The organism is Pseudomonas sp. PME37.24/006 (assembly GCF_055556635.1).
This window is the reverse complement of the sequence record NZ_JBVHNL010000003.1, coordinates 163,186-184,251: the sequence shown is the minus strand read 5'-3', so window position 1 is coordinate 184,251 and position 21,066 is coordinate 163,186. Positions and strand designations below refer to the sequence as shown.

Here is a 21,066-nt window from a genome sequence, read left to right as displayed (position 1 = left end):
GATCCGCCCGATGCGGCTACCATGACCGCCCCACCCAAACACGAGGACGTGTCGATGCGGATGTTGCAGTCTGCCGAATTCCAACCCCGCCTGCGTGAGGGCCTGCTCGAGTTTCCGGTGCACCATATGCGCGGCGGGACGTCTACCGGGCTGGTGATCTGGGAGCCGTTCGCGCCTGCGGATCCAGCGTTGCGTGAGGAGCTGTTGCGCCATCTGATGGGCGTGCCGTTGAGTGGCTCACAGCCAGGCAATCGACAGATTACCGGCCTGGGCCGCGGAGCTCCGACCAGCAACAAAGTATTTTTCGTCGATTGGGAAACGAGCAGCGACGGCGAGCGACTGATCAGCACCCTGGCGCAACTGGCCAGTGATCATGCCGCCATCGACTGGAGCGTGAATTGCGGCAACCTGTCCAGCGCACTGCCACTCTGGGCGCTGGACGTCGGCCTGGTGACGGCAGCGGCAGGCGAAAGCCTTGATATCAGCATTCGCAACAGCAATACCGGAGTGATCAGCACCGGGCGCATCGGGCGTACTCCCGAAGGCGCGCTGGTCAGCGCGTCGATTCCCGGTGTCAGCGGTGAGTTTCCCTCGGTCGATCTGTTCCTGCACGACCCCGTGGGCGCGAAGACCGGGCAGTTGCTGCCGACCGGGCAGGCAGTCGAACAGATCGACGGGCGTGCGGTGTCCTGTGTCGATGTGGCGGTGCCGATGGTCATCGCCCTGGCAAGTGATTTCGGCAAAACCGCCCACGAGCCGCTCAGCGAGCTGCAAAACGATCAGGCCTTTATGGCTGACCTACGCCGTGTGTGGGTCGAGGCAGGATTGCGGATGAAACTGCGCCGCCGTGATGGTGAGCTGATGACGGCGGACGAGCTGGCGCGCAGCGAAACCCAGCCCAAGGTGTGTATCGTTGGGCCACCCGAAGGCACTGGTAACTTGGCGGTGCGTTATTTCACGCCGCAGGCTGTGCATGCATCGATGGCGGTTTCCGGTGGTTGCTGCCTGGCCGCCGCCGCACTGATCCCAGGCTCGGTGGCCTGGCAGGTCGCCGAGAGGCTCGGCGCGCCCTCGGGCGAATTCGCCGATATCGAGGTGGCCATCGAAAACCCGGCGGGCATTCTTGCCACCACGGTGGTGGCCCGTGAGCACGACGGTAAGCTGCAGGTCAGCAGTGCGGCCTATCGGCGCACCGCGCAGGTATTGCTGCGCGGGCATGTGCCACTATATCGCGCCTCGCCGGCGTTGGTGGCGGCACTGCGGCCGCTATTGGTGGCTGGCGGTTGAACCCGTGGCCTCTGCGGATGCGCCATCCTGGCCGTTCTGGCGCAGCGTCTTCGCGCGTTTTTCCAGCACCAGGTACACCACGCAGGCGACGGCCAGTGGCAGCAGGAAGTAGATCGCCCGGTAGCCGATCAGCGCGGCGACGATGCTGCCCTTGGACATTTCGTGCTGCAGCAAGGCGATGAACACGGCCTCAATGACCCCCAGCCCGGCAGGGATGTGGGTGATCACCCCGGCGATGCTGCTGATCATCAGAATGCCGAGAATCATCGGGTAGAAGGCTTCTGCTGGCAGCAACAGGTAGATGATCAGCGCCATCAGCGACCAGTTCAGCGCACCCAGGCCGGCCTGCAGCAGGGCCATGGGCAGTGCGGGCAGGGTCAGCTCATGACCGCGGACGCTCCAGGTGCGGCGTTTGGAAAATTGGCAGGCCAGCAGGTAGCCGACGCCTGCAACGAGCAGGCCCAGGCCGATGATGCGTAAACCGGTGGCGCCGATGGCCCAGCCTTCCGGCAGCTTGAGCAGGCCGAACGTGAACACCACGCCGGCGAGCAGAATGTAGCCCAGCCAGTTGGTGATCAGGCTCATGCTCAGCACGCGGGTGATGGTCGACACCTTGAGCCCCAGACGCGAATACAGGCGGTAGCGCAGGGCGACGCCGCCGACCCAGGAACTGAGGTTGAGGGTGAAGGCGTAGCAGACGAAGGTCAGCGGCAGGATCTGCCTTGCCGGTAGTGTGTGGCCGGTATAGGCGCGGCCGATCAGGTCGAAGCTCGAGTAGACGGCATAGCTCAGTGCCGATACGCCAACGGCGGCGAGCAGAATGCCGCTGCTGTAGCCGCGCAGCGCCTCGCTGACTTCCTGCCAGTCGAGGTTCTTGATCAGCATGAACAGCAACACCGGCACCAGGATGAACAGGCACACCGTGAGCAGGCGCTTGGCCCAGCGCCAGACGGGTTTGCCTTGCTTGTCGTCGGGCTTGCTCACGAGACTTTCTCCTGGTCGACCTGCAAGGTGCCGCACTGCGGTGCTTCGACTTTTGGTTGCAGCAGCTTGAGCCGTGGCGAGTGGGCCGGGAACCAGCCGGCGATGGCCGGAAAGTGGCGCAGGAAGTGGAAGCACATGAAGATCAGCGGTGCGCGCCACCAGTAACCGCGCATCACCCGCTTGAGCGGCACCGATTTGCAGCTTGAGGTGGCCAGTTCCATCAGGTGCTCGTATAGGCGGCGGTTGAGGGCCGGGTCACGGACGATCACGTTGGCCTCCAGGTTCAGCGACAGGCTCAGTGGGTCCAGGTTGCTGGAGCCCACGGTCGACCATTCGTGATCGGCCAGCGCAACCTTGCCGTGCAGCGGGCGCTGGCAGTATTCGTAGATGGTCACGCCGTCGCGCAGCAGGTAGTTGTAGGTCAGTCGCGAGCACAGGCGCACCAGCGGCATGTCCGGCTGGCCCTGAAGAATCAGGGTGACCTTTACCCCACGCCGCGCTGCATTGCGCAGTTCGCGCAGCAGGCGGTAGCCCGGAAAGAAATAGGCGTTGGCCACCACCAGGCGATGCTGGGCGTTGCGCACGGCGTCCAGGTAGTGCTGTTCGATAGTGTTGGTGTCGTCGCCATTGTCGCGGATGGCCATCAGCATCCGGCTGTTGCCGGCATGCCGGTGCTGGGTGGGCTGATTGCTGCGGCGCAGGGCTACTTCACGGTCGTCGCGTGCCTCCAGCAGGCGTTCGCTGGCGGCGTGCAGATCAGCAACGATAGGGCCGCGTACACGAACCGCGTAGTCCTGTTTGGCCATCGGCCCACTCGCGATCAGGTGATCGACGCCGAAATTGATGCCGCCGATGTAGGCCAGCTCGCTGTCGATCACCACGATCTTGCGGTGCAGGCGGCGGAACAGGTTGGTACGCATGCCCATCAGGCGCTTGCCCGGATCGAACATGTGCACGCGCACGCCGGCCGCGACCAGGGCCGCGACGTATTCTTTCGACAGGTCGGCGGTACCGTAGCCATCCACGGTGATCTCCACGCGGGCGCCGTTGTGTGCGGCAGCGATCAACGCTTCCTGCAGCTCCATGCCGACCTTGTCTTCGAAGATGATGAAGGTTTCCAGCAGTACCTCGCGCTGGGCGTTGCGGATGCTTTCGAACACGGCAGGAAAGAAATCTTCGCCGTTGATCAGCAAATCGACCTGGTTGCCATCACGCCAGTCGTACTTCATAGCCGTATCTCCACAGCCAACGGTGCATGATCCGACAGGTGCGACCAGGGGCGAGTCGACAGCACCTGCGGGTTGTGAGTCGTTGCGTTACGCACGTAGATGCGATCCAGGCACAGCAGCGGCCAGCGCGCAGGGAAGCTCCTGGCCGGCATGCCATGTTCGCTGACGAAGGCTTCCTTCAGACCGCTGGCGGCCAGCAGCCCATCGGCGCGTTTGCGCCAGTCGTTGAAGTCGCCTGCGACGATCACCGGTGCATCGCTCGGTAGGTTGTCGAGCACCTCGCAGAGCAGGCCGAGTTGCTGCTTGCGATGGACTTCCCGCAACCCCAGGTGTACGCAGATGGCGTGCACTTCGGCGTGACCCGGCACGTCGAGCACCGAGTGCAGCAAGCCGCGCTGCTCCTGAGTGCCGATGGAGATATCCAGATTCTCGTGGCGCAGGATGGGAAATTTCGACAGCAGCGCGTTGCCGTGGTCACCGTGGGGGTAGACGGCGTTGCGGCCATAGGCGAACTGCGGCCACATGCTGTCCGCCAGAAACTCGTACTGCGGCGTCGGTGGCCAGTCTTCGTAGCGCTTGGCGTGGTGCTCGTGGGTACCGTGCACCTCCTGCAGGAACACCATGTCCGCCGACAGCGTACGTACCGCATCGCGCAGCTCCGGCAGGATGAAGTGCCGATTCAGGGCGGTGAACCCCTTGTGGGTATTGACCGTGAGAATCTTCAGCGAATGTACCGCGGTGGCTAAATCGCTCGGTGCCGGTTGGTGGGTGGTCATAATCATGCAGCTCCTGGCGACCTGCTGGGGGCGTTAGGCCGTGCCCCAGTCAGGTCGTACTTCGGTAAGCACGTGTCGGTGTCGCAGAGCGCGCACCTTGAAGTCGTTGTCGAGGTGGCTGTAAACATCGCGCCGGGCAGCCGGACGCGTGCCAGGCATCGTTAAATTCCGACTGGGGGGAAGCGGGGGCGGTTCAAGGTTTTTACTGAGCGAATGGGGTGGGGGCCTGGGCCCATTCGCGACTACAGCAGCGACTTGAGGTAGTCACCGAAGCCGCCGCGGGTGCGGCAATCCAGCCGCGCACTGGTGTATACCTGCGGCAAGCTACTCCAGGCGATATGTGCGCCGATGCGTTCGAAAGCCGCTACCAGTTGCACGTCTTCATCGACCGGGATGGCCTTGAAGCCGCCGGCGCGGCGGTAGCAGGCGGCGCTGAACGATAGATTGGCACCGTGGATATGCCGATGTCCGTCGCGGGCCTGGTAGGCGCTTTGGTAGCGCGCCTGCACGTCCAGACTAAGGTCGCCCCATTCGGCGACCTGCACGGTGCCGCATACCATGTCGGCATTAAGGCTCAACTGACGCACCAGCCAGTCCGGCGCGACGCGGCTGTCGGCATCCGAGCAGGCGATCCAGGTGGCGCCGTGGGACAGCAACCACTCGATACCTGCAGCCCGCGCCAGGCCTACGTTCTGTGCCTCAAGGGTGAGAGTATCGACCGGGTAATTGGTGACGACACTGGCTGATCCATCGGTGCAGCTGTCGAGCACGACCAGGACGCGAACAGCTGTCTTCAACTCGGGGTGAGCGGCGGCAGTCAGCACCGCATCGAGGCACTGGTCGAGTGACCGCTCTTCGTTATGGGCAGGAATGACGACGCCGATCATGCTGGTAACTCTTCACCCGTGGTGGGGGCCAGTCCCTCACGCTGTGCAACCGATGTCGGCTCAGTCCCCCATACCTCAAGCACCATGTCGGCGTCTTCATGGCGCAGAAGGCGTGGCAGGCCCAACGCCTGGTGGATGCGCTCGTGTACCTGATCACCGTTCTGCGGGCATTCGTCGATCGGCCAGCGCCAATGGCAGGCCAGCAGGTTGCCGCCCTGATTTAGGGACGTTCGAGCCCGTTCGATCAGACGATCAAGATCGTCCTTGTCGAGGTAGTAACACAACTCGCTGAGCACGATCAGGTCGAAACTTTCATCCGGCCACTGTTCGGGCAGGCGGGTCTGCAGCAGGCGCACGTTACTGCGATGTGCCAGGCGGTTGCGAGCGAGTTCCAGCGCAATTGCCGAGGTGTCGCTGCACAGCAGATGAGTACAGCGCTCGGCCAGGCGCGCGCTGAGTTCGCCATTGGCGCAACCCGGCTCGAAGATGCTGCCATAGTGGTTGCGCGGCAGCGCGGCGAGCGTCAGGTTGCGCTTGCGCTGCTCGTACCAGCGCTCGCGGAATGACCAGGGATCCTGGCTGCCCTTGTAGAGCTTTTCGAAATAGTTATCTGCGACGCTCATAAGAACACCACCTCGAACGGTTGCTGCAGACGCTCCACGGTAATCGCCGACAGTACCGGCTCGTGGCCCGTGTCCGGATCGCTGTACAACTGGCTGGCAAAGGCTTGTATCGCATGACGCTTGCGCGCCTGAAGCTGCTTATCCAGCTGTAGCTTGCGGGCCCGATCCCAGGGGATGCGCAGATCTTCCGGTGTGGCCCAGTGCCAGGCCCACACCGGTATTTCGTGCATTCGCGCACCACATTCCTGGGCTGCCGCCAGGGAAGCACGGCCTACGGCCTCGTGGTCGCTGTGGCCATCCTCGCTCCAGGTGGTGAACACCACGTCGCTGGGTTGCAGATAGGTTTTGAGGAAATCGCGCAGCTCGTTTTCCCTCGCGGCTACGCCGGTATCGGGAAAGCCACCGTGAATCCATTGCATCTGGTTGAGCGGGAGACCGAGGCGCTTCAGCGCGTCGGCGCTCTCCTGTGGGCGGACGATGCTCAGCCGTTGCGGCGTCCAGTAACGCGAGCCCTGGTGGCTGGCACCGCCATCGGTAACCGATATCAGTAGGACGTGGCGCCGCTCGTGCGCCAGCAGTTGCAGCAAGCCGCCGCAACCGAGGATTTCATCATCCGGATGAGGGGAAATGATGACCGCCCGTGACCCTTCCGGTACCAGCTCTGCGCAGTCGATATCGGCCACTTGAGCCAGATGCCGTGAAGCTTTCCACGCTTGCGGCGAGGTGCCTTGTCCTTGAATTGGATTGGCTTTCATAGCGTCCAGCTCCCTGGTCGTTGTTGCGCTGCGAGCTTGCCGAGATCGGCCAGGTCGCGTTCTGCATGGCTCTGTCGCAGGTACACCGGCAGATCGGCAAGATGCCTTGCGAGCGTGCCGTCACGGCAATACGGGGCGGCGCCCAGTGCGCGGCCCACGTGGCGAATCACGTTGTCGACAGCGCTTTCGCACGAAGCCCGTACCCGGCGCACCGGTAATTCAGCGCTCGCCTGCGGGTTGGCGTCGATCCAGCGGGCGCAGTCGCGCAATGCGCTTGCCGCCGCGAGCAGGGCGTTGTCCACCTCGCCGAGGTGGGCGAGGGCGTGAGGTTCATCGTGGCGCACACAGTGCTTACGCAGCGCCTCGCCGATCAATTGCGCTGAGCCATACCAGCAGGCGGCGATACCGGCGCCGCCCTGCCAGAAACCCGGGCGCTGGAGGTAGCCACCGGGCGGGCCCACGCAGTAACCGTATGCATCCTTGAAGCACACCTCCACGCTTTGCGTGGCCTGCATGCCGATTGCCTGCCAGCCTTCACTACCGACGCTGACGCCTGGCTGGGCCAGCGCGACGGCCACCAGTTGCTGCTCGCCATTGGCATTCCAGGCGGTTAGTAGCCCATGGCTGAGTACCTTGGCGCCTGAACACCAGGCCTTGCACCCATGCAGACGGACACTGCCATCGCTGTGCTCGGCATGCAGCTCGACGCGGGCCTGGGGCGGCTCGGCGGCCCACATGCCCCAGGTGCTGTCGCTGGGCGGCGTCTGTGCCGCGAAGTGCTGCATGATCGCCAGGGCGTCCGTGTGCCCTTCGTAAAGTTTGCACAGGCTCAGATCGTGTGCAGCGACCGTGGCCAACGCCTGCCAACGTTGCAGGGTATGGCCACCGCCGGGCTGCGGTAATTGGTCGAGGCCCGCGCCACACAACGTTTGCAACGCATGGGCGAGGGCCTCGGGTTGGATCGGTGCAGCAAGCGGCAGCTCGTCTAGCAGAACGTCGAGGCGATCCACGGGAGAGCCGCCGCCGGGCTTCATTCCTGCTTTTCCTTGTGCAGCTCGAAGAGCACCAGGGAGCGATGAGTCACGGTGAACTCGTCGCCGAACTGGAATACTTCGTGTTCCGGCTCGTCGGCTCGGTTGGTATCGAGCATGCAGGTCCAGTGGCTGCCCTGGGCAACCTCTGGCAGGTGGAAATTCACCACATCGTGATGCGCGTTGACCACCAACAGCAGGGTCGCATCGGCGCCGCTGCGGCGAATGCCGGTCGGCTGCGCGCGGCCATCGAGCAACATGCCCAGGCAGCGGGCGTTCGGGTCGTGCCAGTTCTCTTCGCTCATCTCTTCGCCATGTGGCGCCAGCCAGGTAACGTCCTTGACCCCCAGTTCTTCGTTGTAGGCACCGACGAAGAAGCGCCCGCGACGCAGAATCGGGTAGCTCATGCGTAGCTTGATCAGGCGGCTGACGAAGGCTTGCAATTGCTTACCCTGTTCACCGAGGTTCCAGTCGATCCAGCCGATCTCGCTGTCCTGGCAATAGGCGTTGTTGTTGCCGTGCTGGGTGCGGGCGAATTCGTCACCGGCTACCAACATAGGCGTGCCCTGGGCGAGCAGCAGGGTGGCCATGAAATTGCGCATCTGGCGCTGGCGCAAACCGTTGATTTCCTCGTCGTCGGTCGGCCCCTCGACGCCGTGATTCCAGGACAGGTTGTTGTTGCTGCCGTCCTGATTGTTCTCGTCGTTGTCCTCGTTGTGCTTGTCGTTGTACGACACGAGGTCATTGAGGGTGAAACCGTCGTGAGCGGTGATGAAGTTCACCGACGTGAATGGGCGTCGACCACGCTGGTTGTAGAGGTCGCCGGACGCGGTCAGGCGGCTGGCGAGCTCGGCCAGCTGACCTTCGTCGCCTTTCCAAAAGCCCCGTACGTTGTCGCGGAACTTGTCGTTCCACTCCGCCCAGCCCGGTGGGAACCCACCGACCTGATAGCCACCCGGGCCGCAGTCCCACGGCTCGGCGATCAGCTTGACCTTGCTCAGTACCGGATCCTGGCGACAGGCGACCAGGAAGCTGTGGCGCTCGTCGTAACCGTCGTGGGCACGGGCGAGAATGGTCGCCAGGTCGAAGCGGAAACCGTCCACGCCCATTTCCTTGGCCCAGTAGCGCAGCGAGTCGGTGACCATCTGCAGCACGCAGGGGTGGCTCAGATCCAGGGTGTTGCCAGTGCCGGAATCGTTGATGTAGTAACGCTTGTCGTCGGGCATCAACCGGTAATAGCTGGCGTTGTCGATGCCGCGCATGGACAGGGTTGGGCCCAGTTCGTTGCCTTCGGCGGTGTGGTTGTAGACCACGTCGAGAATCAGCTCGAGGCCGGCGTCGTGCAGGTGCGCAGCCATCTCCTTGAATTCGTTGATGTGCCCACTGGCCAGGTAGCGCGGATGAGGCGCGAAGAAGCCGATGCTGTTGTAACCCCAATAGTTGTTCATGCCTTTTTCCAGCAGATGCTGGTCATTGACGAAGGCATGCACGGGTAGCAACTCCACCGAGGAAACACCCAGTTTGCGGATGTGCTTGATCACGTCGGCGTTCATCAGCCCGGCGAAGGTGCCGCGCTTTTCTTCGGCCACCGACGGGTGACGCATGGTCAGACCGCGCAGATGGGCTTCGTAAAGCACCGTCTTGTCCCAGTCGACGCGATGGTTGCGGTGTTTGCCCCAGGTGTAAGCCGGGTCGACGACCTTGCACTTGGGTACGAAGGGCGCACTGTCACGCTCGTCGAAGCTGAGGTCGCCATCGGGGTGGCCGATCTCGTAGCCGAACAGCGCTTCCGACCACTTCAGTTCGCCAACCAACTGCTTGGCGTAGGGGTCGATCAGCAGTTTGTTGGGGTTGAAACGGTGTCCGGATTCCGGCTCGTAAGGGCCGTAAACCCGGTAACCGTAGATCAGCCCCGGATGTGCATCGGGCAGGTAGCCGTGCCAGATTTCGTCACTGTACTCCGGCAATTCGATGCGCTCGATCTCTTCCAGACCGTCCGGATCGAAGATGCACAGCTCGACCTTGGTGGCGTGAGCCGAGAAGAGCGCGAAGTTGACGCCCAAACCATCCCAGGTCGACCCCAACGGAAAGGGGTGACCTTCGGTAATACGCGAGCGTGGTTGACTCATTCTGGGTGGCTCCTGGTGTCAGGCCTTGGGTTTCTTGGGGGTGGGCTTTGCCGTGGTCGGCTTGGCTTTGGCCGGCGCCTTGGCCGGTTTCAGCACAGCCGGTTTCTCGGCTGCGGCCGGTGCGGTCTTGCTGGCCCGTGGCTTGATCGGCGCGGCAGGCTTGGGCTCGGTGGAGGCAGCTTTCGGCTTGCTCATGCCCTTGGTGGTGGCCTTGGCGGGCGTCTGCTCGGCGTCGGCGAGCTTGGTGGCCATTTCCCAATGGCGTTTGGCCTGGCCGCTGGGTTTTCCTTCGGACTCCCAGATCTGGTAGGCGAATTCACGGATGCGTTCTTCTTTTGCGCTCATGGGTGTGACTCCTGAGAATGGGTCGGGACGATCAGCAGATTGACGGGGACATCGCGCAGTACGTCGCGTACCGCGATATGGCCGTCGCTCGGTAACAGGTCGGCAGAGGAGAAGGCGCTGTGCAAAGCCTTGTCGGACAGAGCCGGAGGCAGGGCGATACGAGTGTCGCCCCATTGGTCATGGGCAATCAGCGGGGTCTGGCTATCGCCCAGTAGTGATGCGGCCAGGCGCGGCACGACCACCAAAGCGTGGGCGTCGCCATGACTGCGCAGAAAGGCGAGCACCTTGCTGGCATGGCGACCCGTTACGGTGAGCGGCTGATAGTCGCCTTTGGCGAACAGTCGCTGGTGTTGTTTGCGGGCGGTCAGGGTCGCGGCGATCAGCGCCTGCTTGACCTGGCCGTCGTGCCAGTGCGGCAGCGTCTCGGCAAGCGACGCGTTGGAGTCCAGCGTCTGCTGGCGAGCGGCGAAATCCACTGGGCGGCGGTTGTCCGGATCGACCAGAGAGAAGTCCCAGAACTCGCAGCCCTGATACAGGTCGGGCACGCCTGGCACGCTCATGCGCAGCAGGCTCTGGGCCAGGCTGTTGAGGGCACCGGCGGGCGCGATCCGCACGGCGGCGGCGCGGATCTCTTCACGCAGCTGCCTGCCTTGCCCGCTGCCCAGTAGCTTCTGTAGATAGTCCCGGCAGGCACTTTCGTAGTCGCCGTTCGGGTTGCTCCAGGTGCTGCGCAGCTTGGCCTCGCGAACGGCCTTTTCCTGCCAGGCGGTGACCCGCTCGGCGAGGGCCTGCAGGCCCTGGGAGTCATCCGCCTGCAGATCCAGCGGCCAGCAGGCCAGGAGAATCTGCAAGAGCATCAGCTCATCGCCTGGCGACGGCGCGCTGCCGTCATCGAGCTCCTTGCGCAGCGGTGCCGCCAGCTCGCGCCAGTGTCCGCAGCGTTCGGCGAACCATTCGGCGCGCTCGCTGAGCACCGCTAGCCGGGCGCGGGTGTCTTCGCCGCGCTTGTGGTCATGGGTCGCGGTGGTCAGCAGGTTGGCTGGAAAGTGCCGTGCGCGTTCCAGGCAACCTGCATGGAAGGCTTCCGGCGGCGCGCTGAACTGTTGCGGGTCGAAACCCACATCATTGCGCGACAGCAGCACGGCGCTGCGGTAGCAAGCCGTGTCTTCCACCGCCTTGGCGGCGGCCGGGGAGGTGAGCTGCTGGAAGCGCTCGATCATCTTTGTCCAGAGCTTGCGCTGCGGGCTCGGTGGCAGCTCGGAAAGCACCTGACCGCCGAGCCAGTTGTCGAGGTGTTCGAGCAGCGGCCAGTCGGCTTCGGCAAGGGTGCTGCGCGCGCCTTCCAGGGCCTGGTCGAATACCGCCTGATCGCTGGCACTGCGCCCTGCAGCGGAGACGTAGGTGCGATACACCGGGAAGTGCACGATCAGTTCCAGCAGGGCCCGGCGGATGGCGCCCAGGGTCAGGTCACGGGTAGCGATATCATCCCTGGCGATCAGCAGCAGCCCTTGTGCCAGCGCCTCGAGATCGCCGGCCAGGGAGGTGGTCAGCACCAGTTGGCGGGCCTGCCGTACTTCTTCCATGAAGTCGACGCCACGGCCGCTGGTCTCACTCCACAGCTGTGCCAGCACGGCCTCGCCCCGAGGATCGTGCTGCAGAAGGGAAACCTGGTTCATGAATTCGTAGCCGGTAGTGCCATCGACACCCCAGTCGCGAGGCAGTTGTTCGCCCTCGCCAAGAATCTTCTCGACGTAGATCGGGAAGCGACTGCCACGCAGTTCGGCCGGGCGCTGCGGCAGCAGGCGCTCGACGCGACGGCGCAGCTTGCGGCAGTAAGCACGCGGGTTGGCCAGGCCATCGACGTGGTCGATACGCAGGCCGTCTACCAGACCCTTCTCGATCATCTCGAAGATCTTCGCGTGGGTCGCTTCGAATACGTCGTGGCGTTCGACCTTGAGGCCGCCCAGCTCGTTGATGTCGAAGAAGCGCCGCCAGTTGATGTCGTCCGCCGCGGTGCGCCAGCTGGCCAGGCGATAGTGCTGGCGCTCGAGCAGTTGGTGCAGCGGCTCGAAACCCTGTTCTTCGCTTGGGCGCAGACTGGCGATGGCGCGATCGATTGCGCCATCTGACTTGCTGGCTAGGGCAACCAACTCGCGGAACAGGGTGCGCGCCTGGTGTTGGCCGTCCTGGCTGTCATCCAGCGCCGCGAAGCGCTTGCCCAGTGCCTGCAGTTCGGCATGCCCGCTGTGCTGCAGCACGTCGCCATAGGTCGGCGGGTTGAGCGGAAAGCGGTGATCGTAGTGCTTGGCGTAAAGCAGGCCCCGTTCGGCATCGAAGTGCAGCTCGATTTCGCCGGCAGCCAGGACTTCGCCATAGTCGCTGCGCAGGAAGGGCACCAGCAGTTGACCGCGCAGTAGCGGGTCATGGGACTGCCAGTGGATGTCGAAGAACTTGGCGTGGGGGCTGCTGATGCCCCATTCCAGAACGTCCAGCCACCAGGGGTTGGCGTCGCCGCCCACGGCCATGTGGTTGGACACGATGTCGAGGATCAGGCCCATGCCCTTGGCGCGCAATGCCGCGACCAGACGTTGCAGGGCTGCTTCGCCACCGAGCTCCGGGTTGATGCGGGTCGGGTCGACCACGTCATAGCCGTGCATCGAACCTGGCCGCGCAGTCAGCAGAGGCGAGGCATAGATGTGGCTGACGCCCAGGCGCGCGAAGTAATCGACCAGGGGCACTGCGTCTTCGAGGGTGAAGCCCTTGTGGAACTGCAGGCGAACGCTGGCGCGCAAATCAGTCATGGCGTGTGCCCTCGACCAGATTGCGTGCCCACTGCAGGCGCTGCAGGCGGTGACTGACCGCCGCATCGTCGAGCATGCCGTCGGCATCTTCCGACCAGCGTCGCCGCCAGTTCGGGTGTTCCTCGCCCGGGCCCGGCAGGTTGGGCTGCTCGGTGGCGGCCATGGCATCTTCAAGTGGCAGCAGCACCAGCGGCGCCGGTGTGCTGCCGATGAAGGCGATGCTGGCGTCCAGTTGCTGGGTGTCGTCCATGTGGTCTGCGGTAGCGTGTCCGTGCTCGTGCAAGGCCTGGTGCAGTGCCTGGGTTTCGTGAGCGCGCAAGTCGTGATCCTGTCTGGTGTAGTCGTCACTACGGTGGCCAGCGGCCTGGCGCCAATGGATGTCGCGGGAGGCAAGCCAGCCGCGGATACTCGGCAAATCGTGGGTAGTGGTGGTGGCCAGGGCATCCCGCGGCCAGTGCGCCGGCGCGTTGAAGCGACCATTGCTTTGCTCGAACAGCAGCACGCGCATGCCGAGGATGTTGCGCTGCGCCAGTTCTTCACGCAGGCCATCGGGCACGGTGCCCAGGTCTTCGCCGATGATCAGCGCCCCGTGGCGCTCGGCCTCGAGGCACAGCAGGCGCAGCAGATCCTTGGACGGATAATTGAGGTAGGCACCGGCACCGGAATCCGCCCCTTCGGGGATCACCCACAGGCGGCGCATGCTCATCACGTGGTCGATGCGCATGCCGCCGGCATGGGCCAGATTGGCACGCAGCATTTCGATGTAAGCGCGGAAGCCGTTGCGTTGCAGGCCGCTGGGTGAGAAAGCGGAAACGCCCCAGTTCTGCCCCGAGCGGTTGAGGATGTCCGGCGGCGCGCCGACGCTCACCGCCTGCAGCAGTTCGGCCTGGCGAGCCCAGGCCTGGCTGCCGGCTGCATCTGCACCCACTGCCAGGTCGGCGATCAGGCCGACCGCCATGCCAGCCTCACGGGCGCTGTCTTGGGCACGGTCGAGGCAACGGGCGATCAGCCATTGGGCGAAGGCGTGGAATTCGACTTCTTCCTGATGGCCCTCGCAGAACTGCTCGACGGCTTCGTTGGCAGGGTCACGGTACTGCTCGGGCCATACGCGCCAGTCCACCGGTAGCCCGTTGAGATCCATGAAACCGCGCAATGCTTCGAAGCGGCAGTGCTGACGCAGGGCGTCGCCGGCTTCGCGACGAAAGTCCTCGAAGTCGTCGCGCAGCGGGTGAGCGCTGGAGCGGAAGTCGGCATGCAACTGACGCAGGATACGCATACGGCTGCCGGCCACACCCGGCCAGTCGATCAGCTCGAGGCTTTCCAGGCGCGCCAGTTCCTCGCCGAGACCACAACCACGAATCGCCTGCTGCAGCGCGTCTTCGCCGAGAATGCTGCCCGGCGCCGCATGCAGCACGTTGAAGAACAAGCGGCTGGAGGGCGAGTAGGGGCTGTAGGTGTGTAGATTGGCGCTGAACATGGCATGCATTGGGCTGATCGCCACCGCATCGGCGCCACGCTTGGCTGCACTGCGAACCAGGGACTCGAGTGCCTGGGTGTCGCCCAGGCCACCATCGTTGGGGCGCCGCAGCGAGTACAACTGGGCACTCAGCCCCCATATCTTGGCGTTCTCGCGGCCGGCCAGCTGAGCTACGCTTGGGCAGGCTGGAGGTGCGACCGCCAGGGTCACGGCACCGTCGGCGATGCGCAGTTGGTGATAACCCGTGATGCCGATGACTGGCAGCCGGCAGCTGTCATCCAGACGGCCTTCCAGACGCTCGCCCTGTTCCAGCTCGATTTCGTAGGGAGTGCCAGGCGGAAAGTAGCGGGTCAGATCTAGTGTTTCCTGCTGATCCAGCGTCACCAGCGGCCCAAGCGCCAGGCTGTCCTGACGCTGTTGCAGTTCAGCAAGGCTGGCCTCGATCTGCTCGCTGTCCTGCACCGCATAACCCAGTGCTTCGAGCAGGCGTCGCTGATTTTCCGGGGTAACCGATTGCTGGCGACCATCGGCATCGATCCAGTCGACGCTCAGGCCCGCGGCATGGCTCAGTTCTGCAAGGCGTGCATCGCTCATGCTGCGCCCTCCAGTAGAACCCGAATGCTGCGTGGCGGCAGGTGGTCGCTATCCTTGTCCGCGCGATAGGCGAACAGCGTACTGGCGCCCGCGTGGGAACCTGCGGCCACTTCGGCATCGCTCAGGTTCAGTTCGATGCGCAGAATTTGCCCATCACCCAACTGCCAGCTGGCAGCCACTGCGGCGTCGCCCAGTACCCGGCTCTCAAGGGCCTGGCTACCCGGCAGGCGCGGCACGATGTGCTCGCGGCGCAGGCTCAACAGTTCACGGTAGAAGGCCAGCCAGGCTTTGCCGGAAGCAGTTTCGCGGGTTTGCTGATCGGGGGTGGACGTCTCGAATGTACTGACTTCATTCGGGGCGGGAATTTCCTGACCGGAGAACCTGGAGAATTCGCGAAACTCGTTCTGCCGGCCTTTGCGTACCGCTTCGCCCAACTCGTCGTTGTGCGAGGTGAAGAACTGGAACGGCTGTTCGCTGCCCCATTCCTCGCCCATGAACAGCAGGGGAATCATCGGGCTGAGCAGCAGTAGAGCGGTGGCGCTCTTCAGCGCATCGCCATTGGCCAGGCTCGGCAAGCGTTCGCCAAGGGCGCGGTTGCCGACCTGATCGTGATTCTGCAGAAACAGCACGAAGGCGCTGGGTGGCAGGTGCCCGCTGCTGCTACCGCGGGCAGTGCCGTGGCGGGTGGTTTCACCCTGGTAGATGAAGCCCTCGCGCAGGCAGCGGGCGAGCTTGTGCGTGGCGTCCTCGGCGAAGTCGGCGTAATAGCCTTCGTGCTCGCCGGTGAGCAGGTGGTGCAGCACGTTGTGGCCGTCGTCGTTCCACTGGGCGACGAAACCACGCTGCAGCAGCTCGGCGTCGTTGTTCTCGTTTTCCAGCACCAGGTGCAGATGGCGCCTGCTGGCTATCGAGCCGTGCAGACGCTCGGCCAGTTCGAGCAGGAAGTCGCGCTCGCCGATGGCATGCACGGCATCCAGGCGCAGGCCGTCGATGCGATAGTCCTGTACCCACATCAGGGCGTTTTCGATGAAGTAGTCGCGCACTTCGTGGCGGCGGAAGTCGATGGCAGGGCCCCAGGGCGTGTGGACGTCCTCACGGAAGAAGCCGCTGGCGTACTGCCCGAGGTAATTGCCGTCGGGGCCGAAGTGGTTGTAGACCACATCGACGAAGACCATCAAGCCCAACTGGTGAGCATGGTCGATCAGTGCGCGCAGTTCGTTGGGAGTGCCGTAGGAAGAGTCCGGAGCGAAGGGCAGAACCCCGTCGTAACCCCAGTTGCGGCCACCGGGAAATTCGCCCAACGGCATCAATTCGATGGCGGTGATGCCCAGATCGCTCAGCGCCTGCAGCCTTTCTTGCACGCCTCTGTATCCGCCGAGGGTGCCGACGTGCAGTTCGTAGAGCACCGTCTCCTGCCAGGGGCGACCCTGCCAGTTGGCCGTACGCCAATTGTATTGGTCTGGTGCGTCCACTCGGCTCGGGCCATGCACATCATTAGCCTGCCAGCGCGACGCGGGGTCGGGTACCAGCAGATCTTCGTCGATCAGGTAGCGGTAATCGCTACCGGCACCTACCGGTAGCGTTGTCGTGAACCAGCCGTCTTCGCTGGCGGTCATTGCGTGTCGCTGATGGTCTTGCAGTTCTACTGCCACGCTCTTTGCGTCTGGTGCCCAGAGGGCGAAATGGGTGTGACCATGTTCGTCCAGCCAGGCGCCATGTCGTCGGAATTTCTCAACCATCACGCCAATTTCCCACCCGACATCTTCGCGGCCAGCAGCTTGCGGTACAGCGCCGCATAGGGCTCCACCGACTGTGTCCAGTACAGCGGTGATGCCATTGCGCGGGCGCGCATGGCGTTGAGCAGTTCCGGGTTGCGGTGCACGGCCATGGCCCGGCGTACCGCTTCCAGATAACTTTCGCTGCTGGTTTCGTTGAACAGGAAGCCGCTGACACCATCCTCAATGGTGTCGGCCAGGCCGCCGGTAGCGCGGGCAATCGGCAGCGAGCCGAAGCGCTGGGCATACATCTGGCTGAGGCCGCACGGCTCGAAGCGCGACGGCATGAGCAGGAAGTCGCTACCCGCAAACATGCAGCGCGCGTCCGTTTCGTTGAAGCCAACATTGGCGCCAACTCGGCCTGGGTGACGGCGGGCGAGTTCCCGCACTGCGTTTTCCAGGTGTTCTTCGCCTTGGCCGATGATGGCGATGCGGCCACCTTCGGCAACGATGGTGTCAGCGATTTCCAGGGTCAGGTCGATGCCTTTCTGTTGCACCAGGCGCGATACCACGGCGAACAGCGGGCCATCGCTCTGCTCCAGGCCGAACATCTTCTCGACGTGGCGGGTGTTGACCCGTTTGCTCTCCCAGTCGTGGGCCTCGAAGCCCTGTACCAGATGCGGGTCGTTCAACGAGTCCCAGCTCTCGTCGATGCCATTGGGGATGCCGCTCAACTGGTTGAGCTGCACCTTGAACTGCAGCATGCCTTCCAGGCCACAGCCGAATTCCTGGGTAGTGATCTCGCGGGCGTAGTTTTCGCTCACCGTGGTCACGTGATCCGAGTAGACCAGGCCTGCCTTGAGGAACGACAGCTTGCCGTAGAACTCCATACCCTGATGGCCGCAAGCCGAAGAGGGCAGGCCCAGCTCCGGGCTGCACTCCAGGCTGCACAGGCCCTGATAGGCGAGATTGTGAATGGTGAACACGGTGGGCGTGTTCTGGCCGCGCCAGGTCATGTAGGCCGGCGTAAGCGCAGCGGGCCAGTCGTTGGCGTGAACCACCTCGGGGCACCAACTGAGGCACGCGGTGCCGGCAGCGATTTCAGCGGCAGCCAGGCCCAGGCGGGCAAAGCGGATGTGATTGTCCTGCCAGTCACGGCCGTGGCTGTCGGCGTAGGGCGTACCGTCACGGTCATAGAGTTCGGGGCAGATCAGTACATAGACGATCAGGCCGTCGGGTAGGGTCATGCAGCCGACGCGGGCCGGGGGCAGGGCGGCATGGCCGGGAACGCTGCCTACGTCTCGAATGGCGTGACCACTTTCCAGCACCTGACGGTAGCCGGGGATCAGTACCCGGACGTCGTGATTGGTGCTCATGGCGCGTGGCAGCGAGGCTGACACGTCGCCCAGGCCGCCCACCTTGATCAGGTCGGCGAGCTCGGAACTTACAAAGAGGACTTTCTTCTTGACTGCATGCAGATTGGTGATTTTGCTCTGCGGCTTGAGTGGCATCTCTATCGATAAAGCCTGATCAAACCGTGTTGCCACGACAGCGTTTCCCATAACCACCTCCGATCGATTCTGTCCTTGACCCGTAACTGTTTCTTTCGCTTGCACGCTAACGGGAATATGCCGCATGTCGTTCCAGTTGAATCCCGTGTCGGGGCCGGAGGAAAAGCTGCTTTCTAATTATTAATTCCCACGTAGTTCATGACCTAGGTAGGAAAGAAGAAGTTTCGACTATTTTCAATGTCGAGCCGGGCAGCAGGGAACTAATGAAAAGCAGCAGGTTTTCGCTGCGATTACGGCGTAAGTGATTGATTTTCGACTGTGATAGACACGTCTGGTTGGAGCTTTCAGCTGCCCGTAAGTCGCTCAGGGACGCGCTTTTCAGGTTTTTGGCCGTATCAGGGCGACAGGCGGTCATGTTGAATTCTACCGTCCCGAGTTTTCGATGGCCTGTATCGGTCTTGTTGAGAGTTGGGCAACTAAGATGAGGGAGGAAGTGATGAGATGCTGGCACTTTAGTTTGATCGTTTGAACAACTATCGACGTTAAAACGTATATGGATCTTTAAGTGTTCAATATTTCCTGTCGTAATTAAGAGTGGACTGTTTGCAGTCGAATGCTGTCTGTCGCAGAAGGGCTGAAGTTTTGCCATTTTTCTTGGCTTTCAGCCTGCATTTTCTGGTCATTACGACGTAGTACATACGCCTGCTGCCGCACGCTGTTGAAAATCGTGAACGCCCGCCCGTTCGAGAGGCGTCCGTACGAGGCATTCTGGTACTGTGGCGCAGCCCTCAACAGCACCGCCATGGCCATGAACCTCGATAACCGCATCAAATTCCGCCACCTGACCTGCTTTCTCGAAATCGCCCGCCAGCGCAGTTTCGCCAAAGCTGCCGATAGCCTGGCGATCAGCCAGCCAGCAGTGTCCAAGACGCTCAAGGAACTGGAGGAGATTCTCACTGCGGTGCTGTTCGAACGCGGCAAGGGCGGCGTCAGCCTGACGGCTGCCGGTCTGGCGTTCATGCGCTATGCCGGGCCTTGCGTGCAGGCGCTGCGCGATGGCGTGGCGAGCCTGCGCGGAGGTGAGCACGACGCTGGCCATGTGCGCGTTGGCGTGTTGTCGACCGTCGAGAGCCTGCTGATCCCGGAGGTGGTGCGGCGCCTCCATGAGCGTCACGCCGCGCTGGTGGTAAGTGTCGCCACTGGGCCGAGCGCCTATCTGCTGTCACAGCTACGCGTCGGCGAGCTCGACCTGGTGGTCGGGCGCATGACCGACAGCCCGGAGATCCAGGGCCTGACCTTCGAGCATCTATATAGCGAGTCGATGAGTCTGGTGGTGCGTCCGGGGCACCCTCTGCTGGCCCTGGGCGACGAAGGCCTGGCGCAGTTGGGTGATTATCCACTGGTGCTGCCGTTGGCCGGCACCACCATCCGCCGCTATGCCGACAGCCTGTTCGTGCAATGCGGGGTGCCGCAGCCTCGACAACGTCTGGAAACCCTCTCGCCGGCTCTCAGTCGGCGTTACGTGCAATGCAGCGACGCGGTCTGGGTCGCGCCGCTGGACGCCGTGCGCCTGGATCTGCAAAGCGGCGAACTGGCGGAGCTGTCTCTGGGCATTCGCGAGCCCGGTGGTTCGGTTGGTATCTGCAGCAACGCGGCACTGCCATTGCCACTGGCTGCCCAGTGGTGCTGCGATACATTACGTGAACTGGCAGCGGAGTACCGAGACCGCCTTCTCTGAGGGGGATCTGTTTGCGCGTACGGCAGCACCGCCAAGCACTGCGTATGCTCGACAGACGCTCGGCATGGCCAAACCGTTGCAGGGGTGAGTCATTCGAACGCAATCACTACCTTTCCTACATGCTTCGCGGCAGCGAAATACGCATAAGCATCGGGGGCGTCTTCAAACCGGAAGGTCTTGTTCACCAAGGTTTCGATCCTGTTTGCTTCGACAGCCCGGATCAGGTCGACGAACATTTTGCGGTTGCCGTTGGCGATACCTCTGATCGTCACGTTCTTGATGATCAGAGACAGGTAGTCAGGGATTGGTGAGTTCTGCCCAGGCGTTACGCCTATCACCGCAATACGGCCGTTGGCGGCTGCTGCTGCTATGGATTGGCCCAGGGTATCCTGGCCGCCAGTTTCGATGATGATATCGGCTCCCGTGTCATTGTTCTGGGCCATGAGCTGTGGAGCCCAGTCAGGATTCTTACGGTAATTTACGGTAATGTCGGCACCGAGCTGGCGAACGATGCCCAGCTTTTCGTCGCTGGAAGACGTGATCGCCACTCGCGCACCGTGAAGTTTGGCGATCTGTAGCGCTGCCAGTGCGACACCGCCCGTACCCAGGCAGAGCACGAGCTCGCCTGGTTTCACCTTGCACACCTCCACGAGCGCATTCCATGCCGTCAGGCCGGCTGAGGCCAGAGTCGCTACGTCCTTGTCTGCCAGGCTGTCCGGTACTCGGATGAGCGACGTGGCAGGCAGCACAATCCGTTCGGCCAGCCACCCGTCGTGAGTGACGCCAATGTCGTGGCTGAACACGGTAGGGCGGAACTCGCCCTCCAGCCAGTCTGGAAAATGCCCGCAAACAACGCGGTCGCCAGGCTTGACGTTGGTCACGCCCTCGCCAATCGCGATCACGTCACCGACACCTTCCGAGGTGGGAATCCGCTTCGGGGTCTGCTTGGGGCCATAGATCCCGCGCAGGATCTGCACGTCTCGGCTGATGAGACTTACCATGCGCGGAGCCACGATCACCTCACCCAGTGCCGCAATGGGCTCAGGGCGAGTGGTAAGGGTTAGTGCGTCCAGGCCGTTCTGGGTTCCTATCTGAAAAGCTCTCATCGAATGATCCTCGTGATTTGTACGAATGGGTGCAGCCTATCGCACCAGACGCCGCATGCGGGTCATTGTCCTGGTAGC

The 21,066-nt window shown here is 63.1% G+C and carries 16 protein-coding genes; 2 read left to right on the top strand and 14 right to left on the bottom strand.

The window, feature by feature from the left end:
• Positions 1–21: 21 nt before the first annotated feature.
• A complete protein-coding gene (locus ACZ3GY_RS11700) occupies positions 22–1,287 on the top strand; it encodes a PrpF domain-containing protein (protein ID WP_465910141.1) in 1,266 nt (421 codons plus the stop codon).
• On the opposite strand, the gene ACZ3GY_RS11695 is transcribed toward ACZ3GY_RS11700, so the two are convergent.
• The 13 genes from ACZ3GY_RS11695 to glgA form a co-directional block, all read right to left on the bottom strand.
• Positions 1,267–2,271, bottom strand: coding sequence for a lysylphosphatidylglycerol synthase domain-containing protein (locus tag ACZ3GY_RS11695; protein ID WP_463565381.1), 1,005 nt, complete (start codon positions 2,269–2,271; stop codon positions 1,267–1,269). The genes ACZ3GY_RS11700 and ACZ3GY_RS11695 overlap by 21 nt on opposite strands.
• Positions 2,268–3,500, bottom strand: coding sequence for a cardiolipin synthase ClsB (clsB, locus tag ACZ3GY_RS11690; protein ID WP_463565380.1), 1,233 nt, complete (start codon positions 3,498–3,500; stop codon positions 2,268–2,270). The genes ACZ3GY_RS11695 and clsB overlap by 4 nt, the downstream gene beginning before the upstream one ends.
• Positions 3,497–4,276, bottom strand: a complete 780-nt coding sequence (locus tag ACZ3GY_RS11685) for an endonuclease/exonuclease/phosphatase family protein (protein WP_465910140.1) — start codon at positions 4,274–4,276, stop codon at positions 3,497–3,499. Before ACZ3GY_RS11685 ends, clsB begins: the two co-directional genes overlap by 4 nt.
• A 242-nt stretch (positions 4,277–4,518) precedes the next feature.
• Entirely contained in the window at positions 4,519–5,163 is a 645-nt protein-coding gene (locus ACZ3GY_RS11680; protein ID WP_465910138.1) for a glycosyltransferase family 2 protein, read from the bottom strand.
• Positions 5,160–5,786, bottom strand: coding sequence for a class I SAM-dependent DNA methyltransferase (locus ACZ3GY_RS11675; RefSeq protein ID WP_465910137.1), 627 nt, complete (start codon positions 5,784–5,786; stop codon positions 5,160–5,162). Before ACZ3GY_RS11675 ends, ACZ3GY_RS11680 begins: the two co-directional genes overlap by 4 nt.
• Positions 5,783–6,541 (bottom strand): PIG-L deacetylase family protein, encoded by a 759-nt coding sequence (locus ACZ3GY_RS11670; RefSeq protein WP_465910136.1) that lies wholly within the window; start codon positions 6,539–6,541, stop codon positions 5,783–5,785. Before ACZ3GY_RS11670 ends, ACZ3GY_RS11675 begins: the two co-directional genes overlap by 4 nt.
• Entirely contained in the window at positions 6,538–7,575 is a 1,038-nt protein-coding gene (locus tag ACZ3GY_RS11665) for an acyl-CoA dehydrogenase family protein (protein WP_465910134.1), read from the bottom strand. Before ACZ3GY_RS11665 ends, ACZ3GY_RS11670 begins: the two co-directional genes overlap by 4 nt.
• Complete coding sequence (gene glgX, locus ACZ3GY_RS11660; RefSeq protein WP_465910133.1) at positions 7,572–9,701, bottom strand: glycogen debranching protein GlgX; 2,130 nt, start codon at positions 9,699–9,701, stop codon at positions 7,572–7,574. Before glgX ends, ACZ3GY_RS11665 begins: the two co-directional genes overlap by 4 nt.
• Positions 9,702–9,719: 18 nt before the next feature.
• Complete coding sequence (locus ACZ3GY_RS11655; RefSeq protein ID WP_463565373.1) at positions 9,720–10,046, bottom strand: DUF2934 domain-containing protein; 327 nt, start codon at positions 10,044–10,046, stop codon at positions 9,720–9,722.
• Entirely contained in the window at positions 10,043–12,847 is a 2,805-nt protein-coding gene (locus ACZ3GY_RS11650) for a malto-oligosyltrehalose synthase (RefSeq protein WP_465910132.1), read from the bottom strand. The genes ACZ3GY_RS11655 and ACZ3GY_RS11650 overlap by 4 nt, the downstream gene beginning before the upstream one ends.
• Positions 12,840–14,918, bottom strand: a complete 2,079-nt coding sequence (gene malQ, locus ACZ3GY_RS11645; RefSeq protein WP_465910131.1) for a 4-alpha-glucanotransferase — start codon at positions 14,916–14,918, stop codon at positions 12,840–12,842. Before malQ ends, ACZ3GY_RS11650 begins: the two co-directional genes overlap by 8 nt.
• Positions 14,915–16,657 carry a malto-oligosyltrehalose trehalohydrolase gene (treZ, locus tag ACZ3GY_RS11640; protein ID WP_465910130.1) on the bottom strand — a complete coding sequence of 581 codons (1,743 nt, stop codon included), beginning with the start codon at positions 16,655–16,657 and terminating at the stop codon, positions 14,915–14,917. The genes malQ and treZ overlap by 4 nt, the downstream gene beginning before the upstream one ends.
• Entirely contained in the window at positions 16,657–18,144 is a 1,488-nt protein-coding gene (gene glgA / locus ACZ3GY_RS11635) for a glycogen synthase GlgA (RefSeq protein ID WP_463566078.1), read from the bottom strand. The genes treZ and glgA overlap by 1 nt, the downstream gene beginning before the upstream one ends.
• 808 nt (positions 18,145–18,952) lie before the next feature.
• Here glgA and pcaQ point away from each other — a divergent pair.
• A complete protein-coding gene (gene pcaQ / locus ACZ3GY_RS11630) occupies positions 18,953–19,882 on the top strand; it encodes a pca operon transcription factor PcaQ (protein WP_465911019.1) in 930 nt (309 codons plus the stop codon).
• An 89-nt stretch (positions 19,883–19,971) separates the two neighbouring features.
• Here pcaQ and ACZ3GY_RS11625 read toward each other — a convergent pair whose 3' ends face one another.
• A complete protein-coding gene (locus tag ACZ3GY_RS11625; protein WP_463565369.1) occupies positions 19,972–20,988 on the bottom strand; it encodes a zinc-dependent alcohol dehydrogenase family protein in 1,017 nt (338 codons plus the stop codon).
• Between the last annotated feature and the right edge of the window lie 78 nt (positions 20,989–21,066).